Raw genomic sequence first — 23403 nt, 5'->3', positions numbered from 1 at the left:
GGCGAGGACCGCGAGTGTAGACTGGCAATGAGCGGGTCTGTAGACCCGTTTCGAGAGAGCCCGGTACTCCGGGACGAGGGTGTGACGACAGAGCAGGATCCGGATCCGTTCTTCCGGGCCGCCATGCCACTTCGGCGCAGGCATGGAACCTGTCCCCTCTCCCGCACGCGCGTGATACGTTCACGCCCCCAACCGGCCCGGTGCGAGCACCGCTCGCCCGGCCCGGGGATCGTGGAGCACTCCACTCATGGCCGCTTTCACCCGACGCCCGCCCGCCGTCTCCGAGACCCCTCCTTCGGTCCCCCGGCTGAGGCTCAATCCCATCCCGCATCGGGGAGCCGTCCTGGACGGCGGCTGGTGGCCCAGGTCCGGTGACCCGGTGGCGGAACTGCCCGGACTGGTCCTGGCCATCGACGACCGGCTGGGCCCCGTCCACCTGCTCGAACTGGGGGTGACCGGCTGGTACCACCGCCCCGACCTCCTCGCGGTGGCCGGTCGCGCGATCCGTCTCTCCTGGTCGTTGGAGATGCCGCCCGACCTCGTGGTCGCGGTCGGCCGCAACGGCACGCGCACCCGCCTGTTGGTCGTACCGCCCGGCGCGACGACGTTCGCCGCCTGGTCCGCACTCGATCTGGCCATCCTGTCCACGAACACCGAGAAGGCCGCCGAGACCATGGACGTCGCCGGTATGTCCCCTCCATCACCCCGTACCGCTCCGGAAACGGACTGGGAGTCCGAGGGCGGTGAACTCTACGACGAGGATCGGCGTGCCCACCCCTCGCGCAGGGTCGCCGTCTCACGGGAGGAACGCGACGGGCGGACCCTCCTGCGCATCTCGGGCGACATCGACCTGATGACCGCCCCCGGGTACCGGACCCGTCTGTTCGAGGTGCTGCGCGACGGCGGTGACAGGGTGGTCCTGGACCTGTCCGGAGTCACCTTCTTCAGTGCCGCCGGACTCTCCCTTCTCGCCGAAACCCGTGCCCGCGCCGAGCGGGCGGGGGTCGACCTGCGCCTGGCCGCGCCCTCGGCACGGGTCGTCAGACTTCTGGAACTCACCGGGACGCACGGTCTCCCGCCACTTCACCCGACCGTGAGAGAGGCCTTGTCCAGATGACCCGTACGAACGGAACCTCTTCCGAGCGGCGAAGGGGGAGCGACTACGCGGTCCTCTCCCGCGAGGTGAGCGAACGCGGACTGCTGCGCAGACGCCGGGGCCACTACACGGCGCGGATCGCCATCACGCTGTCGCTTCTCCTGGCGGCCTGGACGGCCTTCGTCCTGATCGGCCCCTCCTGGTGGCAGATGGTGACGGCCGTGGTGCTCGGGCTGATCTTCACCCAGACGGCCTTCATCGGACACGACGCCGGGCACGGACAGATCGCCGAGAGCGAACGGGCCAACCGGCTCATCGGATGGATCCACGGGGACCTGCTGGTGGGGCTCGCGTTCGGCTGGTGGGTCGACAAGCACGATCGTCACCACGCCCACCCCAACCACGAGGGCAAGGACCCCGACATCGCCGGGGCCGCCCTGGCCTTCAGCCGGGAACAGGCCCTGCTCCGCCGCCGTGGGCCGGGCCGCTGGCTGGCCCGGAGCCAGGCGTGGCTGTTCTTCCCGATGCTGCTCCTGGAGGCCTTCCACCTGCACGTCGCCTCGGTGCGCTGGATCGTGAAGGGCACCGGTCCCTCCGTGAGGACCCGGATCGTGGAGGGGGTGCTGCTGGCGCTGCACCTCGGCGGCTACCTGACGATCGTCCTGATGACCCTCACCCCGCTTCAGGCGCTGTGCTTCGTGCTGGTGCACCAGGCGGTGTTCGGCCTGTACATGGGATGTTCCTTCGCCCCGAACCACAAGGGCATGCCGGTGTTGGCGGAGGAGGCCAAGGCGGGCTTCCTCCAACGCCAGGTCCTCACGTCCCGTAACGTGCGGGGCGGACGGGTGGTCGACCTGGTGCTGGGTGGACTGAACTACCAGATCGAGCACCACCTGTTCCCCTCGATGCCCCGCCCCAACCTGCGGCACGCCCAGCCGCTGGTGCGGGCCGCGTGCGAGCGGATCGGGCTGGCGTACTACGAGACGGGGTTGCTGCGGTCCTACGCCGAGGTGCTGGGCCACCTGCACCGGGTGGGCGGACCACTGCGGCCGGAACTCGAATACTGAGGCCCTGAGGCCCTGAGGCCCGGCGACCCCCTCAGCCGACGCGCCTGGCGAGGACCTGGCCGTGCCAGTCGCCGACGGTGAAGGTCTCGGTGGGGGTGAAGCCCTGGCGGGTGTAGTAGGCGACCAGACGGCCCTCGTTCCCGGCGAAACAGTCCACGCGGAGCAGATCGACGTCCCGGCGGCGGGCCTCCTCGGCGGCGTGCGCCAGGAGGGCCGCCCCCACGCCGTGGCCGGCGAAGCGGCGGTCGGTGACCAGCAGGCGCACGTACACCTCGGGTTCGTCGACGGGCGGGATCTCGGGGCCGGGGGCGGTGTCGAGGACGAGGGCCCCGACGGGCTCGCCGTCGATCTCCGCGATCCAGGGCTCCGAGTCGGTGAGCAGCCTCTCGACGCGTGCGACGGCCTTGGGCCGAGAGGACCAGGACTCGGTGCCCCACTGTCCGGTGCGGCCGTGGGACACGAGCCATTCGACGGCGGAGTCGAGCATGCCGAGCACGGTGGAGAGGTCGTCAGGGCCACCTGCTCTGATCTTCATCCCGGAACCCTAGACGGGGCCGGACGGGGCGATCAACGCCGTTTCGCTCTCCGACGGGCAGTCGCCCCGGCCTCGGATGAATGCGGGAGGCCCCGACCACGAGAACCCAAGTCCGTGGTCGGGGCCTTGCTGTTCGTTCTATCCGTCTCGGCGGACAGATGAGATCAGGCCGGCCCACTCGGCCTGCGCGAACATCAGGTGCCCTGCCTCGCGGTTCTGGGTGTCTCGAATGGCCGATCCACCTGGCAGGTCGGCGACCTCCACGCAGTTCTGCGACTGCGGGTGACTGTAGGACGACTTGCGGAACGCCTCGTTTGGGATATTCGAGTTCATGATGGCTTCCTAGGTGATCATTTCTTTCAAACGCTCCACGGTCTGCTCAGGTGTCATCGCCGCGCTGTGCAGATGGCCGAAGATGTTGCGGTAGCGGGCTACCTCCTCCGGAGACTCCAGATACAACCCATCGGTGTCGGTCTCCAGGTAGACCACGGAGGGGTCGACCACCTCAGGGAAGTCCATGATGACGAACGGGCCACCCAGACCTGGCGTGAGTCGCCGCTCAGGTGTCATCTGGATGGTCGTCGTCGGCGCTTCAGCGGCTTCAAGCAGATACTCCACCTGCTGGCGGAGCACATCAGGGAAATCGGTGAGTGACAGCAGGATCGACTCGGAGAACACCGCCCAGAGTTCGGGCGGGTCCGAGGCGAGGATGCGTTGCCGCTCGATGCGGGCGTCGATCGCCCGCTGGATGCCGTGCTCGTCGCTCATCCTCGCGGCCCGAGCCACCGCCCGGATGTACTCGGGCACTTGGAGTAAGCCCGGCACCACCAAGGGCTCCCAGGTGGAAATCACGGCGGCCTCTGCCTCAAAGCCGATGAACTTGCCGCTCAGGACGTCCTTGTAGCGCGACCACCACCCTGATTCCCTCGACTGCCGGGTGAGGTTCAGGATCTCGTCGCGTTCCCGTTCTTCGGTCACTCCGTAGGCGTCGAGGAGGGCCTTGATCTCGTTGATCTGGGGCCGCTTCTTCACTCCTGACTCGATGTTGCTCACGGTGGTTCGCGAGATCTCGGTCGCCTGGGCGGCGTCGTCCAAGGTCATGCGGGCGTTGGTGCGGCGACGGCGTAGCTCTTCGCTCAGGCGTCGTCGCCGGACCGTGGGGCTGTAGCGCTGCGTCATGGCACTCCCGGAAGCGTTGATGCCCCGATCGTAGACCCTGTGGCCCCGAACTGGACATTCAGGGATTTCAGGGGCGGGATTTCAAGTTGCTCTTGAAAATCGGAAATTCAGGTTCGATGATTAGCCTAACTTGAAGTCCCGAATCTGCCGGGACTCCCACCCGGCACCCTGACCGGAGGTGTGCGCTCATGGCGCGATACCGCTACCTGAACCGCTCCGAACTGGTCGCCGCCCGCCGGCCGGCCACCGAAGTCCTTCGCCTGCGGCGACCCCGCCGAGCGTCCCGGGCCCGCATGTACGTCACCCACCCGGGGCGCGACCTGGCCCCGCTCGCCTTGGCGGTGCGGCAACTGCTCGGTCACACCACCACCCCGGACCCGGCACCGATGCCGGCCGCCGTTCCGGCACCGGCCGCGAACCCGCCCCAGGTCCCGGCCGCAGCCTCGGACCAGGCCCCGCACCCGGTCGTGGCTCCGACCTCGGCACCGACCCCGGTCCCGGCCTCCGGTTCGGGGTTCGCCGCAGCGGTGGCGTCCCGGCCGCGCATCCAGGCCCTTCGTGAGGGGACCCGCTCCCGTAGGGAGCCCGTCCCGACCACGGGCAAGGCCCCCGCGCGGTTGCGGGCCCGGACGGCCGCGTTCCAGAGCACCGCCCACCTGGTGGCCGACCGCTCTGCTCTGTGGCGCGACGAGCTGGCGGCCTCGCGGATCGTGGCCTGGAACCTCGGGAGGGCGGCGTGATACGGCGCATCTGCGATATCCGCGAGTTTCCCTCGATCCAGACCCTGGGGTTCTGGGCCAACGTCCACCGGGTTCCGCTGCGCTACCTCGGACCCACCCTGGAAGGTCGCGCGGTGTACGCGGCCACGCACGGCACGGCGACCCGGGTCGCGGTCACCTCCGGACGCGACCCCCACCCGCTGCCGTTGGTGTGGCGCAGCCCGTTGGAGGTGCTGTGACCAACGATGTTCCGGATCCGATGGTGCGGGTGCTGGACGACCTCATCCACGGACGCTGGGTCCTCACCCTCGAACCCACCCCGAACGGCGGCACGGAGGTCGTCGCCTACCGGCCGATCGGCTGGACCGGCTCGGGAGATCCGCACGAGCGCCTGGCCGCACCCGACCACGCCGTCATGCGCGACCTCCTGGCCCGCCACCACACCACAGAAACGGCCACGGAGCAGGACATGGGCGAGAAACCCCGGTGTACCGACCCGGCCGCCGACCCGATCCCGGACGATCTCACCCCCGAGGAGCGGGCAGCGGTGATCCGCCAGGGTGAGGTCATCGTCGAGCAGCGCGCGGCAGACGCCCCGCTGATCGGCGAGCAGCGCCGCAGATACGCCCACGGCGACTGACCGCCCACTCTGCCCCCGAAGCCCCCGCGCGCCCGGACCCCATGCTCTTCCCCGGGCGCGCGGGCCACGGCCAGGCCGCGTCCATGCTTCGACGCACCGGTCGTCGGCGAGAACCGTACAGGGGTGATCCCGATGGGAGAACCGGAGCACGTTTCCCAGATCGAGTCCAGGTACGACGGGGCGGTGGAGCGCACCGCCCATGTCATCCAGGAGAACGGTTTCATCGTGGACCGGCCCCTGCGGGACCGCGATGCCGCCAAGTGCACCTCGTGCGCTTCAGGGCCGAACGGTCACTGACCAACCGGACGGCTGAACCACGAGGCCGACACCTGTGAAGGTGTCGGCCTTTTCCGTTGTTCCCCTGCCGTCCCGCCGCCGCGTGGCTACCGTGGTGCGGGTCCTGTCAGACGAAGCCACAAGGACCAAACCATGGCCGATCCGACCACGGACATCCCCAGCTACTGGGACCGGTACATCCAGGGCATCACCCCGCAGGAGCCGGAGGAGGTATCGCCCCCGGCTCTGGAGTGGACCCAGTACCCGGGGCACGGGCCCGGCCCCGAACTCCTCGGTGAACCCTCCACAGCCCTGGAGTTGGGATTCGGTCGGGGCAACGCGGTTGCCGCGCTGGCCTCCCGCGGGATAAATGCCACGGGGGTGGACGTGTCCCCGGTGGCGGTGCGCACCGCACGGGAGCGGTGGGAGCATCTGGGCGCGGAGTTCCATCACGCGGACGTCGTCGAGTTCCTGGCGAGCACCACACGGCGGTGGGAGGCGATCCACTCGATCTGGGGGGCGGCGTGGTTCACCGATCCGGCAGTGTTGTTCCCGCTGGTGTACGACCGGTTGGAGCCCGGGGGGCGGTTCGTGTTCTCCCACGCCCCTGCGGTCCCGGGATCGTACGGGGTGCAGGGCATGTACGGGGCCGGGTTCAACGGCCGCCGGGTGTGGGTGTACCGGTGGGCCCACGAACCCGAGGAGTGGGAGGACATCCTGACCGGGCACGGGTTCGCCCGGGTGCGGGTGTGGGAAGAGGCGGCACCGGAGCCCGATCATGTGGGAACGGTGATCGGGGTCGCCGGCCGGTAGGTGCGGGTGTCCGCGTGCGCGGGGCTCAGGCCGGCCGCCCTTCGGTCCATCCCCGCGTGCGCGGGGCTCAGGCTTAACGACCTGGGCGAACGCGGGGTGTTATCTCTGCGTTATGTGCTCTCGGCGGTGTGAAGGACTTCCGCCTTCGGCCACTCTGGCACGAGGATCGGCACGGCTTCAAGGCCTGCTTCCATCGGTGCCCCTCGCGATCGGAAGCGCTCGGCAGGAGTGCGGCTTTCACCACCTTCGCCCCCGGGACGGGGTGGCGGTGCCCCGTCCCGTCACGGGCCTCAGACCGGGGTGACGCCGCGCGGCGGCTCGAAGGCGCGGACCGGGGGCGGCGTTCCGTCGAACCGTTCGACGCGCACCCGGGTGAGCTGCCCCGTGCAGCCCTGGCTCAGCGACGACGTGCCCTCGTCGACCGTCAGCGCGTTCGGATTGCCGTGTACGCACGTGGCCTCCGCCGCCGACGGGTCGTACCAGGCGCCCGTCGACAGCTGTGCCACCCCCGGCCGCAGCGCCTCGTCGACCACCGCGCCCGCCAGGCACGAACCCCGCTCGCCGACCACGCGCACGATGTCGCCGTCGGTCACGCCGTGGGCCGCCGCGTCGTCCGGGTGCAGGCGCACCGGCGCTCGGCCGTGGACCTTCTGCCGCATGCTGTGCGCGCCCATGTCCTGCTGGCCGTGCAGCCGCCCCGTCGGCTGGTTGGCCACCAGCACCAGCGGGAACTCCCCATCGTGGTCCGACAGCACCGGCCCCGCCAGCCACACCGGGTGCCCCGGGCAGTCCTCGTACCCGAACGAGGCGATCGTCTCCGAGAACAGCTCGATCCGCCCGCTCGGCGTCCGCAGCGCGTGCCCCTCGGGGTCGGCGCGGAACTCCCCGAGCAGCGCCTCGTCCTCGACCCGACCCGGCATCTCCACCCGGCCGGCGGCCCAGAACTCCTCGAACCCCGGTACTTCCAGCCCGCGCCGAGCCACCAGCGACCGCCACCGGTGGTAGATGACCCGCATCCACTCACCGCTCGTGCGCCCCTCGGTGAACTCCTCCCGCACCCCCAGGCGTTCCGCCAGGTCGGCGTAGGTGTCGTACTCGTCGCGGGCCTCGCCGTGCGGCGACACCGCCCGGGGCATCGCCCGTACGCTCAGGTCCCCCTGGCTCGCCGTCAGGTCGTCCCGCTCCAGCACGGTCGTGGACGGGATGACGATGTCGGCGTGCCTGGCCGTCGCGGTCCAGTGCGTCTCGTGTACCACCACGGTCTCCGGCCGTCCGAACGCCCTGGTCAGCCGGGCCAGGTCCTGATGGTGGTGGAACGGGTTGCCGCCCGCCCAATAGACCAGCCGGATGTCCGGGTAGCGCCGTTCCCCACCGTCGTAGTGATAGGCCTTGCCCGGGTGCAGCAGCATGTCGGCGACCCGCGCCACCGGGATGAAGTCCTTCACGGCGTTGTCGCCCTGCGGCAGCCGGGGCAGCCCCAACGGGGTGGAACCGCCGCCGTAGTTGCCCATCGACCCGTACCCCGACGCGAACCCGCCGCCGGGCAGGCCCACCTGTCCCAGGCAGCACGCCAGCGCCAGCCCCGCCCACAACGGCTGTTCGCCGTACCGGGCCCGCTGCACCGACCAGCCCACGTTGACCAGGGTCCGCCCCCGCGCCATCCGCCGCGCCAGCGCGCGCAGTTCGGCGGCGGGCACCCCGCTGATCCGCTCCGCCCACTCCGGGGTGCGTGCCGTCCCCGGCCGCCTTCCGCCCTCGTCGTGCTCGCCCAGCACGTAGGAGCGCACCGTGTCGGCGCCCACCGTGTACCGGTCCAGGAAGTCCGTGTCGGCCAGGCCCTCGGTGAACAGCACGTGCATGAGCGCCAGCAGCACCGCCGTGTCCGTGCCCGGCCTCAGGGAGAGCCACTCGGCCTTGACGTCGTCGGGGGTGTCGTCGCGCAACGGCGACACCGACACGAACTCCACCCCCGCCTCGGAGGCCGCCCGCATCGCCGGCCCGGCGGTCTGCGCGGCCCGACCGCCCGAGGCCGTCCACGTGTTGGACACCCGCAGCCCGCCGAACGTCACCAGCAGGTCGGTGTGCTGGCGGACGGCCTCCCACGACGGGGCCCGGTGCAGCAGCCGGTTCGTCGCCGGGGTGCCGATGAGGCGCGGGAACAGCGTCTCGACCGCTCCATGACTGTAGGTCGTGCGCGAACGCGTGTAACCGCCGATGGTGTTGAGGAAGCGGTGCAGCTGGCTCTGCGCGTGGTGCACCCGCCCGGCACTGCCCCAACCGTAGGAGCCGCCGTAGATCGCGGCGTTCCCGTGGGCGGTGCGCACCCGGTCCAGCTCCCCGGCGAGCAGGTCCAGCGCCCGCGTCCACCCCACCTCGACGTACTCGTCGTCCGGGGCGCCCCGCCGCGGATCCGGTCCGGGGCCCCGCTCCAACCACCGCCGCCGCACCGCCGGCCGCGCCACCCGCGAGGCGTGGTGCTGGGCGATCGGCGTGTTCTCCATGACGGGGGACGGCGCCGGGTCCTCGGGGTCCGGCCGCACCCCCACCACCCGGTCGTCGCGGACCAGGACCCGGTAACCGCCCCAGTGGGCGCTGGTCGGGTACGACGTGGTGGACATCGGCGCTTCCTTCTTCCGGCTCTCACGGCCCCACGAGGGCCCGAATCCCACTCTATGTACCGTCGAATGCGATGATGGGCCGCGCGTCCCACGTGGGCCGGGTCGCACAGGTCACAGGTCACAGGGAACGGGAGCGAAGTCGGATGGGCGGACTCAGGTCGCGACGGTCGGTGCTCGCGGTGCCGGGCTCCAATCCCCGGTTCGTGGAGAAGGCGCGGGGACTGGACGTGGACGCCTTCTTCCTGGACCTGGAGGACGCGGTCGCGCCCTCCGAGAAGGAGGCCGCCCGTGCCACCGTCGTCGCCGCGCTCAACGACGGCGGCTGGGGCGACAAGGTCCGTACGGTCCGCGTCAACGACGTGACCACGGCCTGGGCCTACCGCGACGTCATCGCCGTGGTGGAGGGCGCCGGCGCCGAACTCGACGCCCTGGTCCTGCCCAAGGTCACCTCGGCCCGCGACGTCCAGTGGCTCGACACCCTCCTCACCCAGATCGAACGCGCCGTCGGCCTGCCCGTCGGCCGCATCGGCATCGAGGCGCAGATCGAGGACGCCAAGGGCCTCGTCGCCGTGGACTCGATCGCCGCCGCCTCCCCGCGCCTGGAGACCCTGGTGTACGGGCCCGCCGACTTCATGGCCTCCCTCAACATGAAGAGCCTCGTCGTCGGCGAGCAGCCCCCCGGCTACGACACCGGTGACGCCTACCACCACGTGCTCATGCGGATCCTCACCGCCGCCCGTGCCCACGACCTCCAGGCCATCGACGGCCCCTACCTCCAGATCCGCGACGTCGACGCGTTCCGCCGCGCCGCCGGCCGCACCGCCGCGCTGGGCTACGACGGCAAGTGGGTGCTGCACCCCCTCCAGGTCGAGGCCGCCAACGAGGTCTTCGCGCCCTCCCAGGAGGACTACGACCACGCCGAACTCATCCTCGACGCCTACGCCCACGCCACCGAGGTCGACCGGCGCGGCGCCGTGATGCTCGGCGAGGAGATGCTCGACGAGGCCTCGCGCAAGATGGCCCTGGTCATCGCGGGAAAGGGCCGGGCGGCCGGGCTGCGGCGCACCCGGGTGTTCACACCCGACGCCTGAGCCGGGAGGCGTCGTGACCGGCTCTGACACGCGCCCCACCCGCCTCTTACCGACCTCTCACCCGGATGGGGCAGCATGTGGGCCATGGACGCCACCACCGCCACCGTGCTGGTCGCCGATGACGACCGCGCCATCAGGGAGTCGCTGGAACGCGCCCTCCAACTGGAGGGGTACGCGGTCCGGACCGTCGCCGACGGGGTTCAGGCGCTCGCCTCCGTTCACTCCGACCCCGCCGACCTGCTCATCCTCGACGTGATGATGCCGGGCGTCGACGGCCTGGGCGTGGCCCGAGTGCTGCGGGCCGAGAACGACCGCACGCCCATCCTCATGCTCACCGCCCGCGTCGAGACCCCCGACCGGGTCGCCGGACTCGACGCCGGGGCCGACGACTATCTCGCCAAGCCCTTCGAGCTGGACGAACTCCTGGCCCGGCTGCGCGCCCTGCTGCGCCGGGCCGCTCCCGGGCCCGAGGGCACCGAGGAGGGGCCGCTGCGCGTCGGTGAACTCAGCCTCGACCCGCGCGCCCGCCGGGTCTGGCGCGGCGATCGCGAGGTCGAGCTGTCCAAGACCGAGTTCGACCTGCTCGAACTCCTGGTCCGCAACGCCGGGATCGTGCTGGACCACGCCACCATCTACGACCGCATCTGGGGCTACGACTTCGGCCCCGACTCCAAGAACCTGGCGGTCTACATCAGCTACCTGCGCCGCAAACTGGAGGACGGCGGGCAACCGCTCATCCAGACCGTGCGCGGTGTCGGGTACACGCTCCGCCCGCAGGGGTGATCACCGTGGCAGACGAGCGCATCCGGGGCGGCGTGCTGTTCCATCCGAGCGGATGGCGCCTGGGCACCCGTTTCGCCGTGATGTTCGCACTGGTCGTCGCGGTCACCATCGCCCTGGTCGGCACCCTGGCCTACACCACGGCCGCCGCGCTCATCCGCGCCGACGCGCGCGAGGACTTCAGCCGGGTCGTCACCGCGCTGTCCGACCAGATCGTCTCCCTGTACGAGAACCAGGACGGCACGCTCTCCTCGGACCGGGGGCCGGTCCTGGCCGGCAAGGACCTCCAGATCCACCACATCCTGCCGGACGGCCGCCGTCAGGTCGCCGTCGCCGACGGCGCCTCCGAGGTGGCGCTCTTCGCGCCGACCGCCGAGGACATGGAACTCGCGACCGCCGGTGAGCCGGGTGAGGCCCTCACCCGCGAACAGACCGTGCAGGGCCAGGCCTACCGGGTGGCGACGGTGTCCCTGGGCGACGGCGCGGGGGCCCTCCAGGTCATCCAGCAGATGTCGCCCACCGAGCGGATGCTCGGTCGGCTCGCCACCCAGATCCTGTGGGTGGGCGTGCTGGTCGCCCTGGGCGCGGCCTGCGTCGGGTGGCTCATCGGCCACCGCACCACGGGGCGGCTGGCCCGCCTCACCGACGCCGCCGAGTACGTCAGCTCCACAGGCCGGCTCGACCCGCTCGCCGGGCGCCCGGACACACCGGTGGGGGAGGCCGGGCACGACGAGGTGGGTCGGCTCGGCGACGCCTTCAACGCGATGCTGGCCCGTCTGGCCCGTTCCCAGGAGGAACAGCGACGGCTGGTCCAGGACGCCGCCCACGAGCTGCGCACCCCGCTGACCAGCCTGTACACGAACATCCAGGTCCTCGGCCGGGCCGACCGGCTCACCCCGGAGGCCAGGGGCAGCCTCATCGAGGACCTGCGCGGGGAGACCCGGGAGCTGACGTCCCTGGTCAACGAACTGGTCGGGTTGGCCACCGGCGACCACGAGGACGAGACCCCCTCACGCGTGGTGCTGGCCGACGTCGCGGAGAAGGTCGCCGCGCGCACCCGGCGGCGGACCGGCCGCGAGATCGTCGTCGACGCCGACGACAGCGCCGTCCACGGGCGCCCCGGGGCGCTGGAGCGCGCCATGGCCAACCCGGTGGAGAACTCCGCCAAGTTCGACCCGGACGGCACCGCGCCCATCGAGATCCGGATCCGGCGCGGCACCGTCGAGGTCCTGGACCGGGGGCCGGGCATCGACCCCGAGGAGACCGGCCGGGTCTTCGAACGCTTCTACCGCGCCACCTCCGCGCGCGGACTGCCCGGCTCCGGGCTGGGCCTGTCCATGGTCCGGGAGATCGCCCGCGCCCACGACGGGGAGGTGTTCGCCCGCAACCGGGAGGGCGGAGGCGCCGTCATCGGGTTCACCCTCCCCGAGATCACCCCCGCCGATCCGCCCTCGGACGGGCCCGCCTAGAGAACCTGTGCCCTTGGGCGGTCCCGCACGGACCGAAGCGGAGCGGAGGTGCGGGGAAACGCGGTCTACCGCCGGTGGGAGAACCCGCCGACGGGCGGTGCCACGCCCTCCGCCGCCGCCTCCCGGTAGATCCGTTCGAACCTGGCCAGGGAGTGCTCCAGCCGGTGGGGCAGGGACATCTCCCGACTGCGCGCGCCCATGGCCCGCCGCCGCGACTCGTCGGCCACCACCTCGTCGACCCGGGCCGCCAGTTCCTCGGGGGAGCCCGGCCGGTACAGGTACCCGTTGACGCCCACCTCCACCAGGTGGGGCAGGGCCATGGCGTCCGCCGCGACCACCGGCAGCCCCGAGGCCATCGCCTCCAAGGTGGCGATGCTCTGGAGTTCGGCGATGCCCGCGATGGTGAACACGTCGGCCGCCCGGTACACGTTCGGCAGGTCCTCGTGGGAGACGAACCCCAGGAACACCACCCGGTCGGCGACCCCCTCGGCGACGGCCAGCTCCTCCAGCCTCGTGCGGTGGGCGCCGTGTCCGGCCAGCACCAACTGGACCTCTCCGGAGGTGCGCGCCACCGCCCGGATCAGCTCGTCCGCCCGCTTCTCCTCGTCCAGCCGCCCCACGAACAGCATCGTCGTCCGGTCGGGGACGCCCAGCCCGGCCCGGATGCGCCGCCGCCCCTCGGCGTTCTCCGGCGCGGGCCGGAACCGCACCAGGTCGATCCCGCACGAAACCGGCTCCACGGGTCGGCCGAACCCCTGTTCCCACAGCAGCCGGGCCGCTGCCGGGGTCGGCGTGGTGACGTGGTCCACCCGGGACAGCACCGCGCCCAGGTCCCGCCAGGCCAGCCGGGCGGCGTGGGGGCGCAACGGCGCCGGGACGTGCACGTAGTCGAAGAGGTTCTCCGGCATGAAGTGGTTCGTGGCCACCACGGGGATGCCGTGCGCACGGGCCGCGCCCGCCAGCACCCGTCCGATGAGGAAGTGGTTCTGGATGTGGACGGCGTCCGGACGCAGCCGCTCCAGCAGCCGGTCGAGATGCCCGCGGACCCCCACCGGCACCGCCAGCCGCACGCTCTCGTGGACCAGGGACGACATCGACCGCAACCGGTGCTCGACGACCCCGTCGCGTTCGACGACGTGCGGGCGTCCGTTCGGGGAGGCGCACACCACGTGCACCCGCACCCCGCGTGCGACCAGACCCCGGGCCAGCCGGGCGGTGAAGTAGGCGGCCCCGTTGACGTCGGGCGGGTAGGTGTCCGTACCGATGAGCACGGTCGTACGGCCATCGGGAGCGGCCGTCGGTACCTCGGCCGCCGGTGGTGATTCGGGAAGGAACGAGGTGGTCATATCGGGGTGTCTCCTGAGCCGGTGCGCGTCGGGTCGCCGTGTAGGCACGAGTGTGGAGCACCCGCGTTGACCATCGCCGACCTCCGGGTGACGGTGTGGCGACCGGCCAGGTAGCACACGACGCGAGGAACGATACTCTTCGTCATCATGCGTGTACTCTGGCGCACCGTTCCGTTGTCGACCGGTGTTCCGTCGCCGTCGAAGCCGTCACGAGGACGCTATTCCCGTTCGCGGAACGGGGCCAGAGGGCGGGCACCCCCACGTGCGCCGGGGGCCACCACGCCCCGACGGTGGTGCCACCCCCACCCTCCAACCGCGACGGGGGCGGGGCCGCGTTCGCGACCCCGCCCCCGGTGACCTCGTTCCCGGTTCCCCTCCCGGGGTCCCCGAGGTCAGTCCTCCTCGGCCTCGTCCTCCACGGACGCCGCGCTCTGCTCGCCGAGCGTCACGGTCACGTCCCGTACCGAACCGGCGCCGCCGGCCCGCACCCCCAGGGTGATCTCGTCCCCCGGACGGTGCGAACGGATCTCCGCGATCAGCTGGTCCGGCGCGGTGATCGGGGTGCCGTCGATCGACACGATCACGTCGTCCTTGCCCAAACCGGCCTCGTCCGCGGCGCCGCCCTCCGTCACGTCGACGATGGTCGCCCCGCCGTCCCGGCCGCCGGTGATGGTCGCCTCGATCGCCGGGTAGCTCGCGCTGCCCTCGGTGACCAACTGCTCGGCGATGGGCTTGGCCTGGTTGACCGGGATGGCGAACCCCAGACCCACCGAGCCGCTCTCCTGGGAGAGCCCGGCGATCGCGGTGTTGATGCCGATCACCTCGCCCGCCATGTTCACCAGCGGGCCGCCCGAGTTGCCCGGGTTGATCGCCGCGTCGGTCTGGATCGCGTTGATCACCGTGGAGGTCTGCCCGTTGCCGCTCTCGGTCGCCCCCGTGTTGACCGGCCGGTTCAGGGCGCTGACCACGCCCGTGGTCACCGTTCCGGGCAGACCCAGCGGCGAACCGATCGCGACGACGTCGGCACCCACCCCGATCTGATCGGAGTCGCCCAGTACGGCGGGCTGCAAGTCGTTCTTCCCCTGGGTCTGGATGACGGCGATGTCGGACACCGGGTCCGAGCCCAGGACCTCGGCGGACGCGGCGGTCCCGTCGTTGAACAGCACCTCCAGGACCCCGCCCTGCGCGGCGTCCACCACGTGCGCGTTCGTGAGGATCTGCCCGTCGGAGGAGATGACGACGCCGCTGCCGCCGCCGTTGGCGGTCTGGATGGACACCACGCTCGGCAGGACCTTCTCGGCGACCTCGCCCACCTCGCCCTCGGTGGCGGTCCCGCCCTGCTCACCGCCGAGGGAGCTGACCGGGCCGCTCAGGCCGTCGGGGAAGAGGTAGGCGGTGCCCAGCGCGGCGGCCGGACCCACGATCAGGCTGGTGACCAGGGCCGTGGCCGCGGCCACCCCCACGATCCGGCCCGAACCCCGCTTGCGTTCCGGTGGCGGACCGGCCGGGACGGCGTGCGGGTGAGGGCCGTACGGCGGTCGGCCGCCGGGCGGCTGGAACGGGCCGCCGAAGGGCCCCTGGGGTCCCTGCGGTCCCCGTCCGTGCGGACCCTGTGGGCCCTGCGGACCGTGCGGACCCGGGCCCTGCGGGCCCTGCGGGCCGCCGGGTGCCCCCGGCATCGCGCCGAAGGCGCCGCCCTGCGCGGTCGCGTACGGTACCCCGCCGGGTACCGGCCCGGGGCCGGTCGGTCGTGGGCCCTCACCGCCCTCGGGCGGGAAGGAGAAGGCGACCCTGTCGGTCTCGTTGGGACCCGTCGCCCAGTGCGGCGGCTGATCGTGCGGGGCGAACCGGGGTCCGGTGCCCTCCGACGGGCCGGGAGCCCCCGCGTCCCGGCCGTCGGAGGGCACCGCGTTCTGAGGGGGGGTGTCTCGGGGAACGGTGGACCCGTATCCGTCGGAGACGCCCCCCGCGGGCCCGTCGGCGCCGGTCGCGGGGTGGTTCTCCGCGGTCACGGCTTCGGGCTCGTTACCTGGTGTGGGTTCGTTGGGGTTCAACTCATCCTCCGACTGACGGGACGATGTTCCGATCGATGTGCTCCATCATGCGGCGCATGGGTTAGAACAGGGTGAGAGCCCGATATACCAGGGTTTCGAGTCTGTTCTCCTCCGAAGAGGTGGGCGCTCGGAGGCTACTGTCCGTATCGATGCTCTACGTGTTCTATGCACCTAGATGTCCGGAACACTATCGCGCCGCGACCGAACCGACACAGACCGAAGGGCCGACCTTGATCAAGATCGTGCTGGCCGATGACGAGCATCTGGTCCGGGGGGCCATCGCCGCACTCCTCGGCCTGGAGGACGACCTGGAGGTGGTGGCCCAGGTCGGGCGCGGCGACCTCGTCGTCGACGCGGTCCGGGAACACGCCGCCGACGTCGCCGTCCTGGACATCGAGATGCCCGGCGCCACCGGCCTGGAGGTCGCCGCCCGCCTCAAGGAGGCCGTACCGGCCTGCGGCGTCGTCATCCTCACCAGCTTCGGCCGACCGGGCTACCTGCGCCGCGCCCTGTCCGCCGGGGCCCGCGGATTCCTCGCCAAGGACGCGCCCGTCGAACAGCTCGCCGGCGCCGTCCGCCGCGTCCACGGCGGCGGACGCTACATCGACACCGACCTGGCCGCCGCCGCCATGGTCGGCGGCGAGAGCCCCCTCACCGACCGTGAGACCGAGGTGCTGCGCGCCGCCGCCGACGGCGCCACGGTCGCCCGCATCGCCGCGACCCTCCACCTCACCGAGGGCACCGTCCGCAACTACCTGTCCAACGCCATCGGCAAGACCGGAGCCGCCAACCGCATGGCCGCCATCCGCACCGCCCAGGACATGGGCTGGCTCTGACCCGGCGGCGCCTCTTCACCGAGCCTCCGCTCCGCCGACCCCCGGAACCTGCGCGGAAGCCCTCGCGGAGCCGTGTCCCGGTGTCAGAGGAAGCGCAGCACCAGCATCGCGGTGTCGTCGGTGTGGCCGCCCGGGGCGTACTCCTCCAGCTCCCGGTCGATCCGGCTGATCACGGCCTGCGCCGACAGCCCGGCGCAGCCGGAGAAGATCCTCTCCAGGCCCGTGTCCCCGAGCATGTCGGAGTTGCTGCGCCGCTCCGTCACCCCGTCGGTCACCGCCAGCACCACCTCGCCGGGACGGATGTCCACGTTCTCGGTGGTGAAACCGACGTCCTCGAACGCCCCCAGCAACGGCTGCGAGGCGCCGAACTGCTCCACCCCGCCCTTGGGGCTCAACCGCAACGGCAGCGGATGCCCGGCGCACACCATGCGCACCCGCATCCCGCCCCCGCCGTCGGTCGCCGGGGTCATCTCCCCGTACAGCATCGTCAGGAACCGGGTCGAGGTGTTCTCGTCCAGGATCGCCATGTTCAGCCGTTGCATGATGTGCGAGGGCGTGAACCCCTCCTTGGCCAGCGCGCGCAGCGTGTGCCGGGCCAGACCCGTCACCGCCGCCGCCTCCGGGCCGGTCCCGCACACGTCGCCGATGGCGAAGCACCACCGGCCGCTGGCCGCGAACACGTCGTAGAAGTCGCCGCCGACCACGTTCTTCTCGTCCGCCGGACGGTAGAACACGGCGTGGTCCACGTCCGGGATGACCGGTTCCTTCTCCCTGGCGGGCAACAGACTGCGCTGCAACGCCACGCTCATCGCCGCCTGCCGCTCGTGCAGACGGGCGTTCTCCATCGCCGACGCCACCCGGCGGCTCAGGTCGTCGGAGACGTCCACCTCCTCCCGGGTGAAGTCGTCCGACTCGTTCTTGCCGATGGTCATCCGGCCCAGCTCGCGTCCGTGCGCCACGAGCGGGATGCTGATCGCCGGCCCGCGCACCAGTTCGCGCACCAGACCGTCGTCGATCTCCCCCTCGCCCAGGTCGGTCGGACCCCACAACGGCCGGGGGTCGCGCTGTTCGCGCGGCGGCGCCCCCGACAGCAGTTCGCGCAGCACGTCGTTGTAGTTCTCGTTGCCGTGCATGACGTGGGTCAGCCGCGACACGCCCAACTCGTTGATGGTGTGGATGGCGCACCAGCGGCCCAGCCGTGACGTGATCAACTGGGCGGCCAACGCCCCCGTCATCCGCTCGTCCAACGTGCCCGCCAGCAGGTCGCTGGCCTCGGCCAGGAAACTGAGCGAGGCCCGTCGGCTGAGCTCCACCTCGGCCAGGCGCGCGCGTTCCACGGGCAGCGCGATGAGGTCGGCGCCCTCCTGGAGGCGCCGGGCGGCGGCCGGGGCGAAGTGCCGGACCCGACGCGACGCCACCCCGAGCAGACCGGTGACCCGGCCGTCGACGATGAGCGGCGCCGTCACCAGCGACCGCATCCCGGCGCGCGACAACCGGCCCCGGTGGGCGCGGGCGATCATCAGGTCGTCGTTGATCATCGCGCCCGCCTCCGGCGCCGCCGACGGGAACGCCTCCTCGGTGCGGATGCGCAACGGTCGCCAGTGCGCGCCGCCGGAGGTGAGTCCCACGGCCGCGCGCACCTCCCACATGGTCTCGTCGGAGGTGGCCAGGGCGATGTAGGCGGCGTCACCGCCCAGCGCGGTGGCGGAGTACTCCACCGTCCGCTCCAACAACTGGGGCAGGGACAACCGGGAGCCCAGCGCGGCGTCCAGCGACGACCAGGGCGTGGGCCGGGCGGGCCGGTTCGGGGAGCGGCGCGGCACGGTCGGCGCCTCCAGCGACGCGACTCCGTCGCCGACGTCGTCGATGCGGAACCACACCGCCTTGTCGTCGCGCCCGTAGCTCACCCCCCAACTCGACGCGATCGCCGATGCCAGGGCCAACCCCAGACCGCCGCTGCGTTCATCGCCGCGGGAGGGGGAGGTGTCCACGGACAGCGGACCCGCCTGGGGGACCGCTCTCTCGGGGGCCGCGTCGCTCACCATCACCTCGGTGGCCCCCTCCAGGCGGCGCACCGTCACCTCCAGGGGCGAGCGGGCGTGGATGACCGCGTTGGTGACCAGTTCGCTGACCAACAGGATCACGTCGTCGAACGGGTCGGGCACACCCCAGGACAGCAGGGTGTCGTGGACGAACTCGCGGGCCCCCGCCGCCGTCTCGGGCGCGGGCGGGAACTCTCGTCGAGCGACCTTCAAGGTGTCATGTGCCGGCAAACCGTCGGGTCCTTCATCTGGATACGGACTCGGGAGAGGTGTGGACACTGACACGATACGCCGACCCGGGGGACCGGTCCTGTCCGGACGGCTCCGGGACGGGGCAGGTCGACCGAAGGAATCGACATGCCGGACCCACCTGTGCCGGTCGGCGCGGGCGGTTAGTGTGAGTCGACACGTCCGCACAGCCCGGTGGTGATCGATGGCACGGTCACGGAGGAGGGGTTCGATGCCCGAGGCGGTCGGTGAAGTGGCCGACGACCAGCTGGACGAGATCCTGCGCGCGCTCTACCGAATGCGCGACGGGGACTTCAGTGTGCGCTTGCGCAAACGCGGCAGCGGCACGATCAGGGAGATCGCCTCGGTGTTCAACGAGGTGGTCGACCACAGCGAACAGCTCAGCAGCGAACTCAAACGCGTCGGCGGGGTCGTCCGCAACGAGGGTCGCCTCAACGAGCGCATCAACGTCAACCCCTCCCGGGGCGCGTGGGCCGAGAGCGCCACCGCCCTCAACACCCTGCTGGACGAGGTCGCCGAACCCGTCACCGAGGTGGCCAGGGTCCTGGACGCGGTCGCCGAGGGGCAACTGACCCTGCGCGCCTCCACCCAGGGGCGGCGCGGTGAGCTCAAGGGCGACCTGCTGCGCCTGGCCACCACCGTGAACCGGATGGCCGACCAGATGAGCGGCTTCACCCAGGAGGTCACCCGGGTGGCCCGCGAGGTGGGCACCGAGGGCAAGCTGGGCGGCAGCGCCCGGGTCGAGGGCGTCTCCGGCGCCTGGCGCGAGGTGACCGAGGCGGTCAACCAGATGGCCTCCCGGCTCACCCTCCAGGTGCGCGACATCTCCGAGGTCACCACCGCGGTCGCCCGCGGCGATCTGAGCAAGAAGATCACCATCGACGTCCAGGGCGAGATGCTGGAGCTGAAGGACACCGTCAACACGATGGTGGACCAGCTCTCCACGTTCGGTGACGAGGTCACCCGGGTGGCCCGCGAGGTGGGCACCGAGGGCAAACTGGGCGGCCTCGCCAACGTGCGCGGTGTCCAGGGCATCTGGAAGGACCTCACCGACAACGTCAACTCCATGGCGGACAACCTCACCAACCAGGTGCGGGACATCTCCCAGGTGACGACGGCGGTGGCCCGCGGCGACCTGACCCAGAAGGTCCAGGTCGACGTGCAGGGCGAGATGCTCGCCCTGAAGAACACCGTGAACACCATGGTCGACCAGCTCGACTCCTTCGCCGACGAGGTGACCCGGGTGGCCCGTGAGGTGGGCACCGAGGGCAAGCTGGGCGGTCGCGCGAACGTCAAGGGCGTCTCGGGCATCTGGAAGGACCTCACCGACAACGTCAACTCGATGGCCAACAGCCTCACCTATCAGGTGCGCAACATCTCGCAGGTGACGACGGCGGTGGCCGCCGGTGACCTCACCAAGAAGATCACCGTGGACGCCCAGGGCGAGATGCTGGAGCTGAAGGACACCATCAACAAGATGGTGGACCAGCTGTCGGCGTTCGCCGACGAGGTGACCCGCGTGGCCCGCGAGGTGGGCACCGAGGGCAAGCTGGCCGGACAGGCCCATGTCCGCGACGTCTCCGGGGTCTGGAAGGACCTCACCGACAACGTCAACTCCATGGCCAACAACCTCACCTACCAGGTACGGCAGATCTCCATGGTCACGCGCGCCGTCGCGGCGGGCGACCTGACCAAGAAGGTCACGGTCAACGCCAAGGGCGAGATCCTGGAGCTCAAGGAGACCATCAACGTGATGGTCGACCAGCTGTCGGCGTTCGCCGACGAGGTGACCCGGGTGGCCCGTGAGGTGGGCACCGAGGGCAAACTGGGCGGTCGCGCCGACGTCAAGGGCGTCTCGGGCATCTGGAACGACCTCACCGAGAACGTCAACTCGATGTCGCACAACCTCACCACCCAGGTGCGCAACATCTCCGAGGTCACCACCGCGGTCGCCGCCGGTGACCTCACCAAGAAGATCGACGTCAACGCCCAGGGCGAGATCCTGGAGGTGAAGACGACGGTCAACACGATGGTGGACCAACTGTCGGCGTTCGCCACCGAGGTCACCCGCGTCGCCCACGAGGTGGGCAGCCAGGGACAGCTGGGCGGCCAGGCCAAGGTCGAGGGGGTCTCCGGCACCTGGAAGCAGCTCACCGACAGTGTGAACGGCCTGGCCGGAAACCTCACCACGCAGGTGCGCGCCATCGCCGAGGTCGCCAACGCCGTCGCCAAGGGCGACCTGACCCGCAACATCCAGGTCGACGCCCGCGGTGAGATGGAACAGCTCAAGGACAACATCAACCTGATGGTGTCCAACCTGCGCGAGACCACCGCCACCCAGCGCGACGCCGACTGGCTCAAGTCCAACCTGGCCCGCATCTCCGGGCACATCCAGGGACACCGCGACCTGCACGAGCTGGCACGCCTCATCATGAACGAGGTGACGCCGCTCATGAACGCCCAGCACGGCGCCTGCTACCTGCCCGAGGACATGGACGACGAGGAGGTGTTCCTGCTCTACTCCGGGTTCGGGTTCGACCCGCAGGAGGAACGCAGCCGCGTCCGCAAGGGCGTCGGCCTGGCCGGGGAGGCGCTGGCCCAGCAGGCCGAGTTCCAGGTCGGGAACCTCCCCGAGGGGTACGTCACCATCTCCTCCGGCCTGGGCGGAGCACAGCCGCGCCACCTGTACATCCTGCCGATCCTGTCGGAGGAGCGGGCCCTGGGCGTCCTGGAGTTCGCCTCCTTCGACGAGTTCCGGGAGATCCACAAGAACTTCCTGCGCCAGCTGGTCGCCCTGCTGGGCACCACGATCAACACGATCCTGGCCAACAAGCGCACCGAGGACCTCCTCGAACAGTCCCAGCAGCTCACCAACCAGCTGCGCGAGCGCTCCAACGAGCTCCAGCGCCAGCAGGAGGAGCTGCGCAACAAGAACGCCGAACTGCGCCAGAAGGCCACCCAGCTGGCCAACCAGAACCGGGCGATCGAACTCCAGAACCAGCAGATCCAGCGGTCCCGCAACGCCCTGGAGGAGCGCGCCCACCAGCTCCAGGTCTCCTCCAAGTACAAGTCGGAGTTCCTGGCGAACATGTCGCACGAGCTGCGCACGCCGCTCAACAGCCTGCTCATCCTGGCCAGGCTGCTCGCCGACAACGCCGAACAGAACCTCACGCCCAAGCAGGTGGAGTTCGCCCAGACCATCCACAAGGCCGGCAGCGACCTTCTGCTGCTCATCGACGAGATCCTGGACCTGTCCAAGGTCGAGGCGGGCCGTGCCGAGGTCCAGCCCAGCGACGTCTCCATCGACCAGCTCGTCGACTACGTCGAGGCGACGTTCCGACCGGTCACCGGCGACCAGGGGCTGGCGTTCGCGGTGGACGTCTCCCCGGACATCCCCGACACCCTGTGGACCGACGAGCAGCGGCTCCAGCAGATCCTGCGCAACCTGTTGTCCAACGCCGTCAAGTTCACCCCGCAGGGCGAGGTGCGACTGCTCATCGAACCCGCGTGGGCGCTCGACGACGCCGACCTGGAGATGTTCGTCGAGAACGAGGAGATCATCGCGTTCACCGTCGCCGACACCGGCATCGGGATCGCCGAGGACAAGCTCCAGGTGATCTTCGAGGCCTTCCACCAGGGCGACGGCGGCACCTCGCGCCGCTTCGGCGGCACCGGGCTGGGGCTGTCGATCAGCCGGAACTTCGCCCGTCTGCTCGGCGGCGAGATCCGGGTGCAGAGCGTGCCCCGGCAGGGGTCGACCTTCACCCTGCTGCTGCCGGTCCGCCTGCCCGACGACGCCGCCGAGCGCGCCGGTGAGGACAGGGGACTGGACTCGCTGCCCGCCCTGGAGTCGGGCCGCGACGCGGATTTCGGGATGCCCTCGGAGGAGTTCGACGCGGCGGTGGCGGCGCTGACCGATCCGGGCGTCGAGCCGCTGCCCACCGTGCCCGTGCTCAAGGTGATCGAAACCGTCACGGAGAGCGGTGGCGAACCCGAGGCGGAACGGGACGGGGAGCCCCGCACCGACCCCGAACGCCGGGCGGTCCTGACCGGGCGCAGGGTCCTCATCGTCGACGACGACGTGCGCAACGTGTTCGCCCTCACCAGCGCCCTGGAGGCCCAGGGCCTGGAGGTCCTGTACGCCGACAACGGCCACGAGGGCATCGCGAAGCTGGAGGCCAACGAGGACATCTCCCTGGTCCTGATGGACGTGATGATGCCCGACCTGGACGGCAACCAGACCACCGAGCGCATCCGGCAGATGCCCCAGTTCGCCGAACTCCCCATCATCTCGCTCACGGCCAAGGCGATGCAGGGCGACCGCGAACGCAGCCTGGCGGCCGGCGCCACCGACTACGTCACCAAGCCGGTGGACCTCGACCACCTGCTCGACGTCATGCGCCACTGGCTCGTCGCCGACCCGGCGGTGACCGCGGCCGGGTCGGCGACGGACCCCGGGGGCGCGGGCACGATCGGCTCCGGAAACCGGCACAATGGCGCGGAAGGAGACAGCACTCGCATCATTCGCGTGGATGACACCGGCCCCAAGGGGAACACCGGCAACGACGACCCGACCGAAGACCTGGAGTGACC

At 71.0% G+C, this 23403-nt stretch carries 19 protein-coding genes; 12 read left to right on the top strand and 7 right to left on the bottom strand.

What is annotated here, in order from left to right; all coding sequences use genetic code 11:
* Positions 1-247: 247 nt before the first annotated feature.
* Both RM479_RS20280 and RM479_RS20275 read left to right on the top strand, forming a co-directional pair.
* The gene (locus RM479_RS20280; RefSeq protein WP_311513333.1) at positions 248-1117 is read left to right on the top strand and encodes an STAS domain-containing protein; all 870 of its coding nucleotides are present in this window, start codon (positions 248-250) and stop codon (positions 1115-1117) included.
* On the top strand, positions 1114-2163 hold the full coding sequence (locus RM479_RS20275; protein WP_311513331.1) for a fatty acid desaturase family protein: 1050 nt from the start codon (positions 1114-1116) through the stop codon (positions 2161-2163). Before RM479_RS20280 ends, RM479_RS20275 begins: the two co-directional genes overlap by 4 nt.
* Positions 2164-2194: 31 nt before the next feature.
* On the opposite strand, the gene RM479_RS20270 is transcribed toward RM479_RS20275, so the two are convergent.
* The 3 genes from RM479_RS20270 to RM479_RS20260 all read right to left on the bottom strand — a co-directional run bounded on the left by RM479_RS20270 (position 2195) and on the right by RM479_RS20260 (position 3877).
* A complete protein-coding gene (locus RM479_RS20270; protein ID WP_311513329.1) occupies positions 2195-2698 on the bottom strand; it encodes a GNAT family N-acetyltransferase in 504 nt (167 codons plus the stop codon).
* Between the two features lie 138 nt (positions 2699-2836).
* The gene (locus tag RM479_RS20265) at positions 2837-3031 is read right to left on the bottom strand and encodes a DUF397 domain-containing protein (protein WP_311513327.1); all 195 of its coding nucleotides are present in this window, start codon (positions 3029-3031) and stop codon (positions 2837-2839) included.
* A 9-nt stretch (positions 3032-3040) separates the two neighbouring features.
* The gene (locus RM479_RS20260; RefSeq protein WP_311513325.1) at positions 3041-3877 is read right to left on the bottom strand and encodes a helix-turn-helix domain-containing protein; all 837 of its coding nucleotides are present in this window, start codon (positions 3875-3877) and stop codon (positions 3041-3043) included.
* A gap of 188 nt (positions 3878-4065) precedes the next feature.
* On the opposite strand from RM479_RS20260, the gene RM479_RS20255 reads away from it, so the two are divergent.
* The 5 genes from RM479_RS20255 (at position 4066) to RM479_RS20235 (ending at position 6325) form a co-directional block, all read left to right on the top strand.
* Complete coding sequence (locus tag RM479_RS20255) at positions 4066-4617, top strand: hypothetical protein (RefSeq protein WP_311513323.1); 552 nt, start codon at positions 4066-4068, stop codon at positions 4615-4617.
* Positions 4614-4835 (top strand): hypothetical protein, encoded by a 222-nt coding sequence (locus RM479_RS20250; RefSeq protein ID WP_311513321.1) that lies wholly within the window; start codon positions 4614-4616, stop codon positions 4833-4835. Before RM479_RS20255 ends, RM479_RS20250 begins: the two co-directional genes overlap by 4 nt.
* Positions 4832-5236: a hypothetical protein gene (locus RM479_RS20245; protein WP_311513320.1), complete on the top strand. Its 405-nt coding sequence runs from the start codon at positions 4832-4834 to the stop codon at positions 5234-5236. The genes RM479_RS20250 and RM479_RS20245 overlap by 4 nt, the downstream gene beginning before the upstream one ends.
* A 132-nt stretch (positions 5237-5368) precedes the next feature.
* Positions 5369-5533, top strand: a complete 165-nt coding sequence (locus RM479_RS20240; RefSeq protein ID WP_311513318.1) for a hypothetical protein — start codon at positions 5369-5371, stop codon at positions 5531-5533.
* A 132-nt stretch (positions 5534-5665) separates the two neighbouring features.
* Positions 5666-6325 carry a class I SAM-dependent methyltransferase gene (locus tag RM479_RS20235; RefSeq protein WP_311513317.1) on the top strand — a complete coding sequence of 220 codons (660 nt, stop codon included), beginning with the start codon at positions 5666-5668 and terminating at the stop codon, positions 6323-6325.
* A 290-nt stretch (positions 6326-6615) separates the two neighbouring features.
* Here RM479_RS20235 and RM479_RS20230 read toward each other — a convergent pair whose 3' ends face one another.
* Complete coding sequence (locus RM479_RS20230) at positions 6616-8943, bottom strand: molybdopterin-dependent oxidoreductase (protein ID WP_311513315.1); 2328 nt, start codon at positions 8941-8943, stop codon at positions 6616-6618.
* Positions 8944-9086: 143 nt separating this feature from the next.
* On the opposite strand from RM479_RS20230, the gene RM479_RS20225 reads away from it, so the two are divergent.
* The 3 genes from RM479_RS20225 (at position 9087) to RM479_RS20215 (ending at position 12283) form a co-directional block, all read left to right on the top strand.
* A complete protein-coding gene (locus RM479_RS20225; protein ID WP_311513314.1) occupies positions 9087-10034 on the top strand; it encodes an HpcH/HpaI aldolase/citrate lyase family protein in 948 nt (315 codons plus the stop codon).
* Between the two features lie 75 nt (positions 10035-10109).
* The gene (locus RM479_RS20220) at positions 10110-10817 is read left to right on the top strand and encodes a response regulator transcription factor (protein ID WP_397222689.1); all 708 of its coding nucleotides are present in this window, start codon (positions 10110-10112) and stop codon (positions 10815-10817) included.
* Positions 10817-12283 (top strand): sensor histidine kinase, encoded by a 1467-nt coding sequence (locus RM479_RS20215; RefSeq protein ID WP_397222722.1) that lies wholly within the window; start codon positions 10817-10819, stop codon positions 12281-12283. Before RM479_RS20220 ends, RM479_RS20215 begins: the two co-directional genes overlap by 1 nt.
* A gap of 65 nt (positions 12284-12348) precedes the next feature.
* Here the strand turns inward: RM479_RS20215 and RM479_RS20210 are convergent, their stop codons facing one another.
* Together RM479_RS20210 and RM479_RS20205 are read right to left on the bottom strand one after the other, a co-directional pair.
* On the bottom strand, positions 12349-13629 hold the full coding sequence (locus tag RM479_RS20210; RefSeq protein ID WP_311513308.1) for a glycosyltransferase: 1281 nt from the start codon (positions 13627-13629) through the stop codon (positions 12349-12351).
* A gap of 392 nt (positions 13630-14021) precedes the next feature.
* Entirely contained in the window at positions 14022-15641 is a 1620-nt protein-coding gene (locus RM479_RS20205) for a S1C family serine protease (RefSeq protein WP_449590052.1), read from the bottom strand.
* A gap of 272 nt (positions 15642-15913) precedes the next feature.
* Between RM479_RS20205 and RM479_RS20200 the strand changes: the two genes are divergently transcribed.
* Positions 15914-16519: a response regulator transcription factor gene (locus RM479_RS20200; protein ID WP_311513305.1), complete on the top strand. Its 606-nt coding sequence runs from the start codon at positions 15914-15916 to the stop codon at positions 16517-16519.
* A gap of 83 nt (positions 16520-16602) precedes the next feature.
* Here RM479_RS20200 and RM479_RS20195 read toward each other — a convergent pair whose 3' ends face one another.
* The gene (locus RM479_RS20195) at positions 16603-18774 is read right to left on the bottom strand and encodes a SpoIIE family protein phosphatase (RefSeq protein WP_311513304.1); all 2172 of its coding nucleotides are present in this window, start codon (positions 18772-18774) and stop codon (positions 16603-16605) included.
* 247 nt (positions 18775-19021) lie between these two features.
* On the opposite strand from RM479_RS20195, the gene RM479_RS20190 reads away from it, so the two are divergent.
* Positions 19022-23401 (top strand): HAMP domain-containing protein, encoded by a 4380-nt coding sequence (locus RM479_RS20190; protein WP_311513303.1) that lies wholly within the window; start codon positions 19022-19024, stop codon positions 23399-23401.
* The last annotated feature ends 2 nt before the right edge of the window (positions 23402-23403 follow it).

Origin of the sequence: Nocardiopsis lambiniae (assembly GCF_031845465.1) — a bacterium.
Classification (GTDB): Bacteria; Actinomycetota; Actinomycetes; order Streptosporangiales; family Streptosporangiaceae; genus Nocardiopsis; species Nocardiopsis lambiniae.
Note: the sequence above shows the minus strand (reverse complement) of the source record. Positions and strands in the feature narration are given on the sequence as shown.

Bases quoted from the DNA above. Each gene is read 5' to 3' on its own strand.
- RM479_RS20280 (WP_311513333.1), top strand. From the start codon at position 248: ATGGCCGCTTTCACCCGACGCCCGCCCGCCGTCTCCGAGACCCCTCCT.
- RM479_RS20275 (WP_311513331.1), top strand. From the start codon at position 1,114: ATGACCCGTACGAACGGAACCTCTTCCGAGCGGCGAAGGGGGAGCGAC.
- RM479_RS20270 (WP_311513329.1), bottom strand. From the start codon at position 2,698: ATGAAGATCAGAGCAGGTGGCCCTGACGACCTCTCCACCGTGCTCGGC.
- RM479_RS20265 (WP_311513327.1), bottom strand. From the start codon at position 3,031: ATGAACTCGAATATCCCAAACGAGGCGTTCCGCAAGTCGTCCTACAGT.
- RM479_RS20260 (WP_311513325.1), bottom strand. From the start codon at position 3,877: ATGACGCAGCGCTACAGCCCCACGGTCCGGCGACGACGCCTGAGCGAA.
- RM479_RS20255 (WP_311513323.1), top strand. From the start codon at position 4,066: ATGGCGCGATACCGCTACCTGAACCGCTCCGAACTGGTCGCCGCCCGC.
- RM479_RS20240 (WP_311513318.1), top strand. From the start codon at position 5,369: ATGGGAGAACCGGAGCACGTTTCCCAGATCGAGTCCAGGTACGACGGG.
- RM479_RS20235 (WP_311513317.1), top strand. From the start codon at position 5,666: ATGGCCGATCCGACCACGGACATCCCCAGCTACTGGGACCGGTACATC.
- RM479_RS20230 (WP_311513315.1), bottom strand. From the start codon at position 8,943: ATGTCCACCACGTCGTACCCGACCAGCGCCCACTGGGGCGGTTACCGG.
- RM479_RS20225 (WP_311513314.1), top strand. From the start codon at position 9,087: ATGGGCGGACTCAGGTCGCGACGGTCGGTGCTCGCGGTGCCGGGCTCC.
- RM479_RS20220 (WP_397222689.1), top strand. From the start codon at position 10,110: ATGTGGGCCATGGACGCCACCACCGCCACCGTGCTGGTCGCCGATGAC.
- RM479_RS20210 (WP_311513308.1), bottom strand. From the start codon at position 13,629: ATGACCACCTCGTTCCTTCCCGAATCACCACCGGCGGCCGAGGTACCG.
- RM479_RS20190 (WP_311513303.1), top strand. From the start codon at position 19,022: ATGCCCGAGGCGGTCGGTGAAGTGGCCGACGACCAGCTGGACGAGATC.